This is a genomic window from Roseburia sp. 1XD42-34, from assembly GCF_009917385.1.
Lineage (GTDB): Bacteria > Bacillota > Bacilli > Bacillales > Amphibacillaceae > Virgibacillus.
The window spans coordinates 114,470-131,405 of the sequence record NZ_QWLJ01000008.1 but is presented as its reverse complement, the minus strand read 5'-3'; the positions used below and the strand labels follow the sequence as shown (position 1 = coordinate 131,405).

15 protein-coding genes are annotated in these 16,936 nt (G+C 38.3%); 3 read left to right on the top strand and 12 right to left on the bottom strand.

Annotated features, from left to right (window positions below; genetic code table 11):
• Positions 1–37: 37 nt before the first annotated feature.
• Entirely contained in the window at positions 38–1,078 is a 1,041-nt protein-coding gene (hemE, locus tag D1839_RS06690; RefSeq protein WP_120378786.1) for a uroporphyrinogen decarboxylase, read from the bottom strand.
• Positions 1,079–1,184: 106 nt separating this feature from the next.
• Complete coding sequence (locus tag D1839_RS06685; RefSeq protein WP_120378785.1) at positions 1,185–3,356, bottom strand: transglycosylase domain-containing protein; 2,172 nt, start codon at positions 3,354–3,356, stop codon at positions 1,185–1,187.
• A gap of 472 nt (positions 3,357–3,828) precedes the next feature.
• Here D1839_RS06685 and D1839_RS06680 point away from each other — a divergent pair, with 472 nt between their 5' ends.
• Complete coding sequence (locus D1839_RS06680) at positions 3,829–4,326, top strand: antibiotic biosynthesis monooxygenase family protein (protein ID WP_120378784.1); 498 nt, start codon at positions 3,829–3,831, stop codon at positions 4,324–4,326.
• A 559-nt stretch (positions 4,327–4,885) separates the two neighbouring features.
• Here the strand turns inward: D1839_RS06680 and D1839_RS06675 are convergent.
• The 8 genes from D1839_RS06675 to D1839_RS06640 form a co-directional block, all read right to left on the bottom strand.
• Entirely contained in the window at positions 4,886–6,094 is a 1,209-nt protein-coding gene (locus D1839_RS06675) for an iron-containing alcohol dehydrogenase (RefSeq protein WP_330585438.1), read from the bottom strand.
• A 156-nt stretch (positions 6,095–6,250) separates the two neighbouring features.
• On the bottom strand, positions 6,251–6,730 hold the full coding sequence (locus D1839_RS06670; protein WP_120378783.1) for a thioredoxin family protein: 480 nt from the start codon (positions 6,728–6,730) through the stop codon (positions 6,251–6,253).
• A 115-nt stretch (positions 6,731–6,845) separates the two neighbouring features.
• On the bottom strand, positions 6,846–7,277 hold the full coding sequence (locus tag D1839_RS06665) for a disulfide oxidoreductase (RefSeq protein ID WP_199689950.1): 432 nt from the start codon (positions 7,275–7,277) through the stop codon (positions 6,846–6,848).
• A gap of 360 nt (positions 7,278–7,637) precedes the next feature.
• A complete protein-coding gene (locus D1839_RS06660) occupies positions 7,638–8,273 on the bottom strand; it encodes a response regulator transcription factor (RefSeq protein ID WP_120378781.1) in 636 nt (211 codons plus the stop codon).
• Between the two features lie 14 nt (positions 8,274–8,287).
• Positions 8,288–9,319 (bottom strand): sensor histidine kinase, encoded by a 1,032-nt coding sequence (locus tag D1839_RS06655; protein ID WP_120378780.1) that lies wholly within the window; start codon positions 9,317–9,319, stop codon positions 8,288–8,290.
• Positions 9,320–9,332: 13 nt separating this feature from the next.
• Positions 9,333–10,082, bottom strand: a complete 750-nt coding sequence (liaF, locus tag D1839_RS06650; protein ID WP_120378779.1) for a cell wall-active antibiotics response protein LiaF — start codon at positions 10,080–10,082, stop codon at positions 9,333–9,335.
• A 13-nt stretch (positions 10,083–10,095) separates the two neighbouring features.
• Positions 10,096–11,328, bottom strand: coding sequence for an MFS transporter (locus D1839_RS06645; protein ID WP_120378778.1), 1,233 nt, complete (start codon positions 11,326–11,328; stop codon positions 10,096–10,098).
• Positions 11,329–11,490: 162 nt separating this feature from the next.
• Positions 11,491–12,141: a phosphatase PAP2 family protein gene (locus tag D1839_RS06640; RefSeq protein ID WP_120378777.1), complete on the bottom strand. Its 651-nt coding sequence runs from the start codon at positions 12,139–12,141 to the stop codon at positions 11,491–11,493.
• A 126-nt stretch (positions 12,142–12,267) separates the two neighbouring features.
• Between D1839_RS06640 and D1839_RS06635 the strand changes: the two genes are divergently transcribed.
• Both D1839_RS06635 and D1839_RS06630 read left to right on the top strand, forming a co-directional pair.
• A complete protein-coding gene (locus D1839_RS06635) occupies positions 12,268–12,702 on the top strand; it encodes a ferritin-like domain-containing protein (RefSeq protein ID WP_120378776.1) in 435 nt (144 codons plus the stop codon).
• A gap of 209 nt (positions 12,703–12,911) precedes the next feature.
• Positions 12,912–14,081 carry a M20 metallopeptidase family protein gene (locus D1839_RS06630; RefSeq protein ID WP_120378775.1) on the top strand — a complete coding sequence of 390 codons (1,170 nt, stop codon included), beginning with the start codon at positions 12,912–12,914 and terminating at the stop codon, positions 14,079–14,081.
• 57 nt (positions 14,082–14,138) lie between these two features.
• Here the strand turns inward: D1839_RS06630 and D1839_RS06625 are convergent, their stop codons facing one another.
• Positions 14,139–15,359 (bottom strand): ABC transporter permease, encoded by a 1,221-nt coding sequence (locus tag D1839_RS06625; protein ID WP_120378774.1) that lies wholly within the window; start codon positions 15,357–15,359, stop codon positions 14,139–14,141.
• Positions 15,352–16,098 (bottom strand): ABC transporter ATP-binding protein, encoded by a 747-nt coding sequence (locus D1839_RS06620; protein ID WP_120378773.1) that lies wholly within the window; start codon positions 16,096–16,098, stop codon positions 15,352–15,354. The genes D1839_RS06625 and D1839_RS06620 overlap by 8 nt, the downstream gene beginning before the upstream one ends.
• Positions 16,099–16,936 lie beyond the last annotated feature (838 nt).

Here is a 16,936-nt window from a genome sequence, read left to right as displayed (position 1 = left end):
GATTCCACACCTTTCAAATAAAAAGTTCCCGTTTTATTTACATCTCTCGATTGGTATATTCATGAATAAAAGCAGTTAGCTGTTTTAACGTAGCCGGCTGAATATCTGGCGTTACACCGTGTCCTAAATTAAATACATGGTTTCCATCCGCTAAGCCTTCATCCAAGATTGCTTGTGTCCGTCTCTCTATCGTTTCCCATTCTGTTAACAAAATAGCTGGATCCAAATTCCCTTGCAGCACCTTGGTTACACCCATTTTCCTTGCTTCTTGAATCGATGTGCGCCAATCAAGTCCGATAACATCCACTGGTAAATCATTAAATTCCAGTAATAGATGACGAGCCCCCACACCGAAAATAATTAATGGAACCCCGTGCCTTTGAAGTTCAGAGAATATTCTTGTCATCACTGGTTTAATAAAAATTCGATAGTCAGCAGCATTTAGGCTGCCAACCCAGGAATCAAAAATCTGGATTGCTTGAGCACCAGCATCTATTTGTGCATCCACATACGTAATCGTCATATCTGTTAACTTATCCATTAATAAAAACCACGCGTCTCGATGCTGATACATAAACGATTTCGTTTTACTGTAATTTTTGGATGGGCCTCCTTCAATCATATAGCTTGCTAACGTAAAGGGAGCTCCACTAAAACCGATTAAAGGTACTTGTAACTGCTCTTCTGTTAACAAGCGAATCGTTTCAAGTACATAAGGCACATCTGTTTGCGGATTAATAGTACCAAGTTTTTCTACATCATGAATGGAAGTAATCGGATTATGAATCACTGGTCCGATACCTGACTTAATTTCCACATCAATTCCTATTGCAGGCAGTGGAGACATAATATCTTTGTACAAAATTGCCGCGTCAACATGGTAATTTTCAACTGGTAGTCTTGTTACATATGCACATAATTCCGGCTGATGGGTAATTTCAAATAACGAATATTTTTTCTTTAACTCCCGGTATTCAGGTTGTGACCTTCCAGCCTGGCGCATAAACCAAGCAGGTGTATAATTCGTAGCCTCCCCTTTATAAGCCCGAATAATTGTATCATTAAATTTGTTTGACATGCCATCCATCCTTTTTCACGTTCTTATTTCCAATCTAACTATAACGATTCCTTAGAAATGTGTATAGTATTGCCTAGGAATTGTCATTATTTTGTCTAAATTATGATTACCAGCTAAGGGTTACTGTTTCAGACGGAGTACCTTCTGTTTTCGTTAACGGATCATACGGAACAACATAGTATTCCTTTGTGTTTAGCAATGCATCTTCCACAGTAAATTCCGTTTTTCCTTCGACCTCGCCAATCCGTTTATCAATTCCTTCTTCTTCCCGGTAAATACGATATATGACTCGTTCATCGTCTGAACCTTGCCAAGTTATTTTTCCTCGAAATAATGCCAGACTTCCAAAAGCGTAGTTAGCTCGTACATGTTTAATCTCTGGAAGTACAATCGGTTCAGGTAAAGCAGCCACTTCCTCTGGTTTGACAAATGCATCCGCCAAAGGCTCTTGTTGATCGAGTTTAGTTAAGATCGCCTTGGCCAGTTTCGTCGGGTAAGCACTTCCACCTGATAAATAGTGTTTTTCATCCGTTTGGTCATAGCCCATCCACAGTGCCAAGGCATATTTTGGTGTATACCCTGCAAACCAAGCATCTTTCACCTTTCCTTCCACTTGCGGGTGCTGAGTCGATCCCGTTTTCCCAGCTAAAGCTTTTTCAAAGCTTCCTGCTGTCGCTGTTCCTGACTTAACGGTTTGCTGTAGCATTTCTGTCATATTCCAAGCTACTTGAGGACTGAATACTTTTTCTGCTTCAGATTTTGCTTGAAATAATTTATGTCCTTGTTGGTCCATAATCTGGTGGATAGAATGAGCTTTTACCACATTCCCTTGCTGCGCAAAACTGCTATAGCCTTCCATTAATGCGGCTGGCGTTACCCCTGTAGTTAAACCGCCTAAAGCGATTGCTAATCCTTCATCCTTTATAGGGAGATGGAGTTTTTTTAAATATTTCTTAGAATTTGCAATCCCAATTTCATTTAATAGCCATACAGCAGGCGCATTTTTGGAATAAATGACCGCATCATAAATCGAAACAACACCATCATATTGATCATCATAATTTTTGGCCGTATAACCATCGAAGGTTCGTTTTTGATCAGGTATTAATGTGTAAGGATGATATTTTTCTTCCATCATGAGCGCAGGTCCGTAAACAGCTAGCGGCTTGAAGGTTGAACCTGGTTGCCTGGAAATTGTCGCCCGGTTCAATTCACCAAACGTAAAATCTCGTGCGCCAATGACAGACACAATCTCTCCTGTTTTATGATCCATCATCGTAAAAGCACCTTGCACATCTTTTGTACTTCCAGGGAAATACGTATCATTTTGAAATTGCTCGTGAGCAATTTTTTGTGCCTCTGCATCTACATTAACAATCAGGCGATAACCACCTTGCTGTAATTCCTCTAATGACAAATGGTGCTCTTGGGCTGCTTCCTTCATGACAAAATCAGTATAATCGGACCACGATGGCTCAGGATTCCATTTATTCATTTGTATATCCAGCTCCTGTTTTTCTGCTTTATTGCGCTGTTTTGAGCTTATAGCACCGACATCATTCATCGCATAGAGCACCGTGTTCCGACGGTTTATCGCTTTTTCTGGGTGGTTTATCGGTGAATACCCATTCGGTGCCTTAACGAGACCTGCTAACAGCGCACCTTCCTCGATAGATAGCTCAGTCACATCTTTAGAAAAGTAATAATCAGCAGCTGTAGCAATACCATAAACACCATGACCAAAATAAATTTCATTTAAATATAGTTCTAAAATACGATCTTTAGACAGCGTCTGCTCTAGATAAACTGCTGCCATGACTTCTTTTGTTTTACGAAGCCATGTTTTCTCATGATTCAAAAATAAATTTTTGACGAGCTGTTGCGTAATGGTGCTAGCACCTTCCACCTTCTGCATTGCCAAAATATCTTTGTAGATGGCGCGAAAAACAGAGCGAAAGTCAACTCCTTCATGATCATAAAATCGTCGGTCTTCAATGGCAATAAACGCATCTTGCACATGTTCAGGAATTTTATCTAACGTCGCCAACGACCGATTTTCATTATAAAGTCTACCAATTACCTTTCCATCCTTCGTTTCAATCGTTGTCGTTGCATCCAAAAAGAACCGCTCATCATCAACAATCATTCGACCACCAAATATAATCGAAGCATAACCGACGAATCCCAATACTATCAATAATAAACAACTATATAAAATAATTTTCCATTTTTTTAATAAGCGTGAACGCTTCTTCTTTCTTCTCTCAATTCTGCTCATTGGTTCACCTCTACACTATCACTCCTACATTATACGACACAATGCTACAATCTTAAAGTATTTATATTTCATATTAAATAATAATTGTTTCAATTTTTTCTTGTTATATAATATGTGCTGTTCCAAGCAAATAACTGGAAAACTTTAAGGAAAATATACGAGTCAATGTGAAGGGAGAGCTCTAAATCAAAAGTAACCTTCATCCCATTTGTTAACAGAAAATGTACGTATATTTATAAAATGAAGAAGATATCATTTGACTTTAAACCCGTTCACTAAGGTAGTATAGTAGTAGATCCTAGCTTCCTCTGTGAAGCATTAGCCAAAAATTCGCTTTCACACTTAAAAAGCAGAAGGCGCACCAGAATTAAAAAACACTAAATTGTTCAAACATCTCTACAGGATATTTAACCGCATACACAACTTTAAGATTCGCACTACCAAGCTATTCAAATAGAAAGGAGGCAATCCAATGCTTGCTCACATGACAAATGGCACCGCCGATTTTTTGCAAAAATTAATTGATAAACATTCAGGTAAAAGGATTTGGTTAATGCATGCCGAATCTAGTTCACTTGCTTATTATGAGGATCGAGCGAAAAGCATTTTCGTATCTGGAAGAGATTATGACATTTTAATCAAGAATGGAGAAATACAAGCGGAAGGTTATGTCGTTATGAATAACATACCTGTCACAGAGGAAGGTCAACCGGTTTTTGAACATCAGTTTCAAAACCAGAGGCATGATATGGAAAAGTTACCAGGACTTCAAGCATTTCGTCTGTTAAAACCGAAAAAAGGAAATACCTACGTTGTGTTTACGCAATGGCGTTCTGTACAGGATTTCGAAAACTGGAAAACATCGGATCATTTTAAACAAGCACATAAGAATATGTCTGTTAAGCCACCTGATTACTATGCAGACCGCCCATTTTTAACCGCTTATCATATGACTAGTGAGGAAGAGTAGGAGAGTTTTGTTTTCAATAACTGACTGGAACAAAGGCGCAAGCGCCCGTTTAGCAACGTAGCGAGTGGAACGAATCAAGTGAGATAAAGGAATCATGGTGAGGCACGAACCAATGATGACTTATCGGAAGGTGATTTCATGAAGTCGCCTAGTTGCTGGGCGCTTAAGCCGAACGTGGCTAAATAACTTAGTAAGTTATCCACAGCTGCAAAATTTTATAATGTCCTAGACTGGAACAAAGGCGCAAGCGCCCGTTTAGCAACGTAGCGAGTGGAACGAATCAAGTGAGATAAAGGAATCATGGTGAGGCACGAACCAATGATGACTTATCGGAAGGTGATTTCGTGAAGTCGCCTAGTTGCTGGGCGCTTGCGCCAGACGTGGCTTAATCGGTTATTTCGTTATGCCAAAGTAATAAATTTTATACTCCCTCTATATACTAACGTTTTCTCTTGTTTTCTTCGTTTTTCTTAGCATTTCAATTAGTTCGGATTTTCCGATGGGAAGATTTTTCTGTTAGTTTCGTTCTAAACTGGCACTCTAGTTATGGTTCATCTCGTTATTCATTCAAAGCAATCATTTGCTTATAAAGATAGTACATATCTTGCTTTGTTAATATTTTTGGGACAGGGTATAGTGGATTTGCTTCCTGTAATGTCCTTTCAACCATCTTTGGAATAACTTCTTGATCTATTGCAGCTAGTTTCTCTGGGATATGCATGGCACGATTCATTCGCTTTATTTCGTTAATAAACCATAGCGCTTTTTGCTTGCTACTGTTTAAGCTGTTCCTTGGAGAAACAACATCGGTTAGTTCTGCTAATGAATTATAAACTTCCGTGTCGTAATATTCCAGAACATATGGTAATATAATTGCATTTGCCAGCCCATGAGGCACTTGATAAAAACCACCAAACGTATGAGCAATAGCGTGTACATAACCAACATATGCACGAGTAAAAGCAATTCCAGCTAAATAGGCAGCGAATTGCATGTTTTCTCGCGCTTTTAAGTCATCTCCGTTTGTGTAGCTTCGTTCTAGATTTTCAAAAATTAATTTAACTGCTTCTTTGCTCCAAGCCCTCGTTTCCTTTGTATTGCTCTTGCCAATAAATGCTTCAATGGCATGAGTTAAAGCGTCCATCCCAGTCGTTGCTGTTATTATGGGAGGAAGCTTAACAAGTAGTTGAGGGTCCAGTAAAGCATAGTTAGGAATAAGTACAGGGTCATTGATAGCATACTTTTCAGAAGTATCGGGATTACTGACAACAGCCGCCAACGTTCCTTCACTTCCAGATCCAGCAGTAGTGGGGATGGCGTATAATGATGGAGTTTCGGTTCGAACCTTTAATTGTCCCTTCATCTTTGGAATTGGTTTATTTCTCGCATATCTAGCGCCAACTATTTTCGCACAATCCATGACAGAACCGCCACCCAAAGCAATTATCGCTTCACATTGTTGATCCCGAAAAGCAGAGAGCGCTTCCTCAATATTCTTAATAGTAGGATTAGAAATCGTCTTATCATAGATGACATAATGAATGTTTGCTCCTTGTAGATAGCTGCATAGTTGATCGAGTAAACCTGCTTCACGAATCCCTTTATCTGTTACCATTAGAATTCGCTTATGTCCCTTTTGTAATAACAACTCAGGTAACTCTTGCAAACTATTTTTTCCCGTAATCACTGTTGGGGTACGCCATTTTAAAAGTTTGCTAGCGAATCTCATCATGTGCTGGTAACTACGACAATAAAATGCATAGAACAAAAAATCCCCCCTTTTTTCTCCACTATCATCATGGCTTTATACCTTTTAGCCCTAATCCATATCCCGACAAACCGAAGCAATATTCTGACATATTTTAGATAAAGGAAAAGCCAACTTATTTAGTAGCTGGCCTTTTGGCTTCTTTCCTTCATCGTTCTATTTTTTTATATACTCGTCAAAGAAAGCCTGAAAGTTAGCCTCTCCCTGATCACCGACAATGCGAGATACCTCTTTGCCGTCTTCAAAGTGGACTAAAGTAGGTGTGGAATCAATAGCATAAACATTCCATTGGTCTTTAAATTCTCGTAAATTCATTTTTTTCATATCAATCTCATTATCTTCTGCTAACGGAACAAGATATGGAGTTGTTGCCTGACAATGAGAGCATAATGGATCGTAAAAATAAACGGTTACCGGATCGCCACTGTCTACTTTTTCTTTTAGCTCATCTGGCATCATTTGATTTTGATAGTTTGGATCATCTAATTGGTCAATCGTACCTTGGTGCAGTTCTTTATCTCCATATGGATTGTTATTATCCTCAACTGCTTGCTTATTTTTATAATCGATAACAAAATATAAGCCTGCAAATAAAATAACAATGACACCTATAAAAATAGTTATTTTTTTGCCCATGATTTCAGCTCCTTTTGAGAAGAGGTTCTAAGACATTATATATTACTCATTTTCTCTAGTAAATCATTCTGCTAATTTTATTTAATTTTCACTCTAAAAGATAGAAGAATTTTACTTAATTCCTTGTTTTAGATGTACGAATTAAACGAACATGCAACACAAAGATAATGATAAATGCTGTTCCCGCTAAAAAGGGTATCGTGATAAAGTCTAACAGATTAATATAGGTGACATTGCACGGTACGACACCGCACGCCCCCCCTGCCTCCTTTAACGCCGGAAGCTTTTGCACAAGATAATGATAAGTCGACACAAACATCCCAATGCCGCTCAGAATTAAACCCGGAAGTACCATAGATACATCTCTTTTAAACACTGCTACTCCATAAATGATGACAAGTGGATACATCAATATTCGTTGTATCCAGCATAACTCACAGGGCGGGTACCCCATTACTTCAGAAAAAAATAAACTTCCAAGTAAAGCAACAAAAGCTTGTGCCCAAATAAGCAGTAGTAGATTTTCTTCCTTTTTCGATAGTTTCACCATGGATATATCCTTTCTTCAAAAATGATCGTTCTATGCGACAATAAAGTGGATCTTCAGGTCAGTAATGGTTTCCTTCATACCTATTTGTTGTTAAATATCACAAGGGTGTAACTAAAAGTCGCTTACGAAGTAGGGCTTGATCTACCGCTTAGACCGCTAGACTTGGATAACAGGATTTTCTAAGTCTTACAGCACCTTATAGTAGGATTCCCCTTATTGTTTTAATAGTATTATACAAATACAAACGGAGAATAGCAAAGAGGAAAATTTGTCCACATTCCAGTTGAAGCCATTTACTTACTATATATTTACACTACCAAGCAGAGATAAAGGAATCCGAAAAATAATGATGTATGCTCATTTAACATGAAACAACCGATTGCGATGTACATAAACAGCTGCTTGTGTGCGATCATTTACTTCAAGCTTTGACAATATATTACTCACATGGGTTTTTACTGTTTTAATCCCAATATATAATCGCTCACTTATTTCCTGATTCGTTAATCCATTTCCAATACATAATAAAACTTCAAATTCTCGGTCTGTTAAATATTCATGAGGCTTTTTCTCGCCTGTGCGAAAATTGCTCATCCATTTCCCAGCTACTTTTGGTTCAATCACTGCTTCTCCTTGATAAGCTTTTTTAATTGCCTCGGTAATTTCGGTAGCTGTGGAGGTTTTTAATAGATAACTAAATGCCCCGGCCTCCAGTGCAGGGAATATTTGCTCGTCATCATAAAAGCTCGTTAAAATGATAACTCTACACTCTGGATATTGCTGCATAATTTGAGCAGTTGCCTCTATTCCGTTTCCCTCTTCCATAATTAAATCCATTAAAACGACATCTGGACGATGTTGTAAACTGATTCTAGCTCCTTCCTTCCCATTTGCCGCTTGTCCGATTACTTCAATTTCTTTATCTGTGTGCAAATAGGCAACGATTCCTTTTCTTACAATCTCATGATCATCAACGACGATTACCTGAATCATATTCTTTCTCTCCTCTAACAAGGTATACGAATATCGACATATGTCCCTTCTTGTTCAATGGAACGTATTCGAAACGCCCCCCCTAATTCCTCACTACGTTCCTTCATTGTTTTTAATCCATAAGATACTTTTCTTTCTTCGTCCACATTAAACCCATTTCCATTATCACTAATATGAAGCAACAACTCATCCGAACGTTTAGAAATCTGGATGACTACGTTGGACGCATTGGAATGACGTAAAATATTTGCAAGTGCCTCCTGCACAATACGAAATACATGTTCTTCAATTGTCTCCGTAATATTCAGGTTATCGGGTAGTAATAATTGAAAATCGATATGGCTTTTTTGTTGTAACTCATTTACTAGTTTAATAATTCCCTTATCTAATGGCTCACCTGATAAATAAACGGGACGTAAATGCAATAATAACGCACGCATTTCTGTTTGCGATTGTAATGCCGCTTTTGATACCTCCATCATTTGTTTCTTTGCTAATTCGGGAGCTTCATCCAATTGTTTAATTGCCGCTTCAGAAAACATACCAAGTGCAAATAATTGTTGACTGACAGCATCATGTAAGTCCCTTGCAATGCGCTGTCTTTCTTCCATTACGGCAGTCTTATAAGAGTTTTTAGCCATATCAGCTCTTTCATCAGCCATTCGCTGCAAAGACTTCACTTGATCTTGCAGCGCTTCTCCTAATGCATTCATCTCATTAGCTACTCTCGTAATCTCATCGCCTTCTTGAAAATGTAACCGTGATTGATAGTTTCCATTTGCAAATTGAGTAATTTGTGTCGATAAATAATCAAATCGATATTTCAAATCACCTCCAGATTTAAAACCCGCATAAATAGAAACGATCAGTCCAACTAAAACATAAAGAAACATAAATAAAAAAATCCCCTTAATGGTTAACCAGGTCGGTTCCAACAAAACATATATTGTCAACAACGTAGCAAGTAAGACGATAAATGATAGAAACATGCCATATAATTGGGATCGAATATAGCTATACCGAATACTAGCAAAACGATGATTCATCCATGCTCCCCCTCTACACTTGATCGATGCGAATCGATCCAGCTTCAAGTTTAACGGTAAAATCAATTTTTCGCACAGCATATTCATAGTCCTCACTTTGATACGAAAGCGTCCGATGGATCCCCTCTGCACGTTGTCCTACTACCTCAATTTCTCCTGCTCTTACCATTGCTTGGATCCGAAAAGGTATATGCTCAGGTATTAAGATGGTCACATCTCCTGCTAATGAGCGGATACTAAATGGGATTTCCTGTTCAGGAATAAACGCTTTGGAGAGATCTAAATAGAAATCTCCAAACAGCGAACTGAGTTTCGTCGGCTCCACTCTCCAATTAGGTCTCGTATATTCATAGGTCCCAATGGAAAACTTAGAAAAAATATCATCCATATCTATTTGATCTTCTTTCCGCCAATTTACAGATAAAAAACGTTTATCTCGTTTTAAAAATTGAACGCCAATGTAGATAATCAATAACGGCCATAGCTTCCATACGTCAAAAAAGCCAAATGACAATACTTCAAATCTATCAAACAACAGCAGCAAGCCAAACAAAAGCAGAAACGAACCTACTACCCAGCTTCCGCCCTTTTTACGTATATATTGGATAAGCCACTTCCCGCCAACAAGTACGAAGAAAACAGGATATAGGTAAATCCATATCTGGTATGCATCAAAAGCAATTACTCCTAGATTAAACAGGACAAGTATAACACCAATTCCGATGATAGAAACTGCGATAAACCATCGAATTAAATCTTTCATATATATATCACCTCTATGACATTCCAAGAGTACGAAGACGCTTAAATTTAAAACTTATAATAGCTATAATAACAATAAAAATCCCACCTCCGATCATAATATACCGTATATCTACACCTAATGCGATTAACGTAGAAGTTACGACATAAGAAACTGGAATTAAACCTGTAGATACCGTCACTAAGAGCCCCATTATTCTCCCTAACATGCTTTTATCTACTGTTTTTTGCAAAATAGTAAAAATCGGAATGTTAACGAATTGCAATAAAGCAGCCATAATTAATACTAAAATAGCACTAATATACAGATGCGATGATATTCCAGTAAACGTGTAGAGGCAGCCAACCACCAATAAACTGGATAATATAACCTTTCTGTAGTTCGCTATTTTTCTCACTGCTAAAAGAATTGCTCCAACCATCGCACCGAACCCCATTGCTGTTTGGATCGTTGCCAAGCTAATAGCACTTCCCTCAAAAACATCCTTTACAATAATTGGCATCCCTATGGAAAAAGGACCCGAGAAGAAAAAATTAATAAAAAAAGCAATAAACATAATTGCCATGATAAATTCACTTTGACGTACATACGCTAAGCCTTCCTTTAATTCAGTCCACGGGGAATGATCTCTTCTTCCTTCGTTCCCCTGCTTTAGTTGAATAAAAAGCACAGTCAAAGCACCTATCAATAGCATAACACAAGCCACAGAAAAAACACCTTGAAAACCTAATATGGCTATTAATGTCCCACCTAAAGCAGGGCCTAAGATAGGGCTTATTTGCATTGTCATTTGAATGAGTGAATTTCCTTGTTGTAACTGGTCTTCTTCCAATAATAACGGTGTCATCGAATTCGTAACCGGGTAACTAAACGCGTCGGCAACTCCAAACAATGTTGCCAATATGATTAAATGCCATGCGGTTACAACATCTAAATAAAGAAATAATAAGAGCGCAGCAATTAATAAAGCTCGCAGCAAATCGGCTAGAAACAAAATGGTCCGTTTATTAAATCGATCAGCAACAACTCCACCAACCGCCAATAATAGTAATCTTGGAACAGAAGCTGCGAAAAACAGCATTCCAAAATAAACCCGATTTTCACTTAATGTTAACATTAACCACTCCGCTGCGATTAAATAGATATAATACCCGGGCGCAGAAAAAACAGAACCGATGAATAACAACAAAAAATTCCTGTTTTTCAAAACAGGGCTCCCCTGCCTTGTTTGCGACATTGCTTCCATTTAGAATGTCTCCTCTCCAAAATATATATTCATGTTTAAACAGTTTCATTTGATTTTTCAGCCATGCACTTCATACCACATGCTAATTATCAAATTGTTCACGTCTATATATATCTTATCGTATTGGAAAAAGAGGAGAACCACCTAGGGACTGCTTTTTTCTCAGCCCCTAGACGGAGAAGTCTGCTTGTCTGCTAACCACTGGTAAAGCCTTACTAAGCCGAACAAGCATAAAAAACCAATAAAAAACCCTGCCAGCACGTCAGTTAAATAGTGAACATTGATGATGTAACGGCTCATACCAATCAATACAATCAAGCCTGCAAAAAAGGCTTGGACAAGCTGTTTCTTCACCGTCCCTTTTAGTCGCTTGGAAAGAAAAAATGCTACTAAACCGTAACAAACCATTGAAATCATGGCATGACCCGAAGGAAAGCTATGTCCTTCCGCGTTTGCTGCAATTAAAATACTAGGCCTTTCCCTTTCTACGAGCTGTTTAATCGCCACATTAAAATAGTGCGTAAAAAGTGTCCCTAGGCTAAAAATAAGTGCAGGTAACATATTGCGGTACAACCACCAAAAAACGATCGCCATCACAATGACAAACGGGATCGTAAATGTGGATGATCCTAGTTCTGTTATCCAGCGAAACATAGTGTAAACTGCCGTATTATCTAATCTGCTAACTAAGTCTCGTGTCCATTGATCGACATAGGGAACCGTTTGATTCACTAATTTATACATCCAAAGTAAGGTTAAAACTATCCCCCCCATAAAGATCAATCCATACAAATAACTTGTCCTATTTTTCATGGCATAAGCCCCTCCGATCAGTTTAACTTTTTTCTTTCATCTTACCCGAATTTAGGTTTTAAAAAAACAAAGCAGGGAATTAAATAAATGGAGCCAAAAATAGTTTACGAAAGGATGGAATAACAAATGGATAAAGAACTTCAAGCATTAATTGACGGATTAAATGAAGACTTAGCACATGAATATGGCGCAGCTATTCAATATACGTACAGTGCCTCAGTAGTAAGTGGATTATACCGTTCTGCACTAAAGCCTTTTTTTGAGGCAGAAATAAACGATGAGTTAGGACATGCTTTATATTTATCGGAAAAAATCAGCTCATTAGGTGGTACACCTACAACCAAAGCAGCTGAAATACCGCAACCAACTGATGTCAAGGATCTATTACAAGCTACCTTACAAGCTGAAACAGATACAATCAAACGCTATGAGGAAAGGAAAAAACAAGCAGAAAACTTAGGCTATACCGAGCTTGTAGTGAAACTGGAGGACCTCATTGCTGATGAAACCCATCATAAAGAAGAAATTGAACGACTTCTAGCTGACCCCCGATTTGCTTAAAGTGAAATAATTACTCATTATTAACTAACTGAGATGATTAGCTTGTAGAGACATTTTTCTCTACAAGCTTTTTTTCATGATCATCACCTAAAGATCATCTTTATACAAACACCATTCTCGCATGTTTTTGTCTTATATTTCAAAATATATATTCTTTTCATAACCTGCTAATGTTATAATAACAACTAAAACATCAGGAGGTTCTTGCTGTGTTAGAGCAAATTCATCAGTCCATCGAGGAGCTTTATGAAGAAATGGTACAAATTCGCAGACATCTTCATCAATACCCTGAACTCTCGTTTCAGGAAACAAAAACAGCTGCTTATATTGCCAATTATTATGAAGAACTAGGATTACCATATGAAACTAATGTTGGGGGAAATGGTGTCATTGCAACGCTAAAAGGCACAAAACCAGGAAAAATCATTGCTTTGCGGGCCGATTTTGATGCCCTTCCAATACAAGATGAAAAAGACGTTCCCTACCGTTCAAAGATAGACGGTGTGATGCATGCATGCGGGCACGACGGGCACACAGCTACCCTGCTAGTTTTAGCGAAAGCTTTAAAAGCATACCAGCAAGATTTGCCTGGGACGGTTGTTTTTATACATCAGCATGCAGAAGAATATGCCCCAGGTGGAGCAAAACCTATCGTTGATTCAGGTGCTATCGACCATGTCGACGCCGTATTTGGCACACACTTATGGGCGACAATACCTCTTGGCGTATTACAAACCTCCAAAGATGCTTTCATGGCGGGCGCTGATCGTTTTGAAATAGAAATTCAAGGAAAAGGCGGGCACGGTGCGTATCCGCATGAAACAAAGGATGCAATCGTGATTGGCTCACAGCTTATTTCACAGTTGCAGCAAATCGTCAGCCGAAGAATCGACCCATTAGATACAGCTGTTGTAACGGTAGGTATTTTTGAAGCAGGGGAAGCATTTAATGTGATTGCAGATAAAGCAAGACTCGTTGGAACGGTTCGCTACGTCAATCCTTTATTGCAGGATAAAATCATAGCTGAAATGGAAGCATTGATTAAAGGGATATGCATAAGTAATCAGGCTACCTATTCGTTTGATTATGTCAAAGGGTATCCGCCTTTAATTAATCATGCTGAGGAGACGGAATTATTATTGAAAATTTCCGAAAATATAAAAGAAATTAATAGGACAGAAGAGGTAAATCCTTCCATGGCTGGAGAGGATTTTGCATACTATTTGTTGAAAAAACCAGGAGCATTCTTCTTTACAGGCGCTCAAAAGGATGCACAACCATATCCACACCACCATCCGAAATTTGATTTTCATGAACAAGCCATGCCGATCGCTGCAAAAACATTAATAACGACTTATTTTGCTTATCAAGCTAAGTAATAATGCTATTACTTATTCTTAGTCTTACTTGTAAAAAGCACATGAGGGTGCATCTCCTCATATGCTTTTACGCAAGCTTTTTTTCACATATCCATGGACAAACAACACAGCAAACCAAATACCACTTATACACGTAATTATCGCACCTAAATAAATCCCCATTACTACAAACTGAGCCGTAAATAAAATCACTTGCAATACACTTAGCTGCAGTACTAATTTCAACAGCGATTGCTGTCGAACCTGAAGCGCTACCGGGTACAGATCTAGCCACAAAATGGTACGGTGATGCTGATATAAAGCCATCATTTGAAAACTGCTTAAATAGAGGAACAGTAAGGCAAAAATAATCTTCAGCCATAGGGGCGGAATGACATAAATAATGAGTCCGCCAATAATGACTAATCTTACATACATGCCAAGATAGTCACCACTGCGAATAAACGTAATCCGATTTAAATAATCGTACGTATTTGCGTTTGAAAACGGAACTCGGCTAAAGATACGCACTAACCAATGACGTTTCTTCACTTTACTTTTTAAATGCGGAACATCTGCAAACATGTTTGCTAATCGATAAAATGCCTGCATACGACTTTGGTCTTTTTCTACTAACAAATCCCATAACAGCCCTGGGCGTTTACTGGAGACTTGATAGTCATATAAAAACACAACCCCAAATAGCAAAGTCGCTATCCCAGCCATTAGCATATTTCCAGAAATAAAAAAATAGAATACCGCAATATTTAATACCGTTCGTACTACTACATCGATAAGCCTTAAATCACGTTCCCTCACTCGGAGCATCCACCAATTGGCAATAAGATTGGCAAATTTAAATACGAGCAATAAAGCGATGGTTAATAAATACACACTTCCAGCACGGCTTGTAAAAACAGTTGTATATAGCGGACCAAATGCAGCAGCAGCTAGTAATACAAGATATAATTGGATCGTAAAGCTATATACGAGCGCATTGCGAAAATACGCTCTCATCTTATGCTCTGCTGGAATTAGAAAAACAAGATCAGGCTCTTTTAATAACGTTCGAACAGGGCTGTAGCTCGCTAGGCATCCAAAAACAATACCAATAATCCAAGCAGCAGGAAAATCATTTGGAATTTCCTGTAACCACTTTTGATAATAAAATGCCAAGGCAGAGATAAAAAACAACATCGCAATAGCTATATGTCCGTTAAAAATATAGCGTAAATAGCGACTCGTTTCTTTTAAATGCGCTGAAAAACGTTGCTTAAAAAAAACATGGGCATTAAACATGGTGGTTATCTTCCTTTGTTAATTGTACATATAAATCATCTAATGTAGCGCCTGGCATTGCAAAGGCTTCCCGCAATTGGTCTAAGCTACCATCTGCCCGTATCGTCCCATCATGCAAAATAACAAACCGATCACAATATCGCTCCGCTGTTGCTAAAATATGGGTAGACATCAACACTCCAGAGCCTTTTTGTTTCATCTGGTCCATCAGCTGCAAATAAGATTGAATACCGAGGGGATCCAAACCGACAAAAGGCTCGTCCACGATATATAGCGGCGGTTCAATTAAGAACGCACACATAATCATTACTTTTTGGCGCATTCCTTTTGAAAAATGCACCGGAAACCAGTTTAACTTTTTTTCCATGCGAAACTCTTTTAACAATGGCTCAAGTCTTTTATCAAATATATCTTGCGGTATATCATAAGCCATAGCCGTTAAATGAAGATGTTCATAAAGCGTCAATTCATCATATAAAATTGGCATCTCTGGTATGTAAGCCATTTGACTTCGGTACGTCTCTGAATTTGCCTGAAACGTTTTGCCATTAACCGTGATAGCCCCTTTTTTAGGTTGCATTAACCCAATCACATGCTTAATCGTCGTACTCTTACCAGCTCCATTTAGACCAATTAAGCCGACGATTTCACCTGGATAAACCGTAAAAGATATTCCTTGTAACACATTTTTATGTGTATATCCGCCATAAAGACTCTCAATATGCAGTAATGGTTCCACAGTGTGCTCCTCCTCTTCTATTCTCTTTATTTTAGCATTTGTCCAATGCAAAAAACAAAGCAAACAGTACGCTTTTTTTCGACAATGTAGCTATAATGCATTAGTTTCCTTGGACCTGCTATATTATAATTCTTTTTTTGTCCCCGCGGTTAATCTTAACAATCCACGATACAAAATTGTCTTTTCATCGTAAATAAAACAGCGAATAAAAAATTTTAATCCCGTGTATAATTCTATCCAAGTAGGTAACAATAACTCTTGAAGGAGAAAGCAGTTCTTTATTCGTCCAAGTAAGCAAAATTACAATCAGCTAGGTACTATTTCTGACATAATCTTTGTTTGGAAACTGTCCCTTCTTTGTAATAAAATTGTTCTCTGGACGTGATGTTATCCAATCTCAATCGTATATTTTCCCAAATGGAAATAACGAACGATTGGTGTAAACGGCTTCATAAAGAAATCATGCTGTATGAAGCATCCTGTTTACGCTGCTGATATGAACTCTCTCTCCTTCACAGAGCTGGTCCTTAGGGGCCAGCTTCTTCTTTGGAAAAAAGCGCAAGGCGCCCGTTTAGCAACGTAGCGAGTGGAACGAATCAACTAAAGTTTTAGGAATCATGCCACTAAAACCAGGGGTATGCCGACGCCTGAGCGGCAAGCCCGTTTTTAGTCGACCTTCCTCTTAGCTACAACCAATGATGAATTATCGTAAGGCGATTCGTGAAGTTACATCGTTGTTGGCGCTTGCGCCGGATGTAGCTTATTCGGTTATTTTGTTATCCCCGAGCTCCTCATTTTATAGTTTCTTATCTTGTAAAAAAATCAATAAATATTAAAA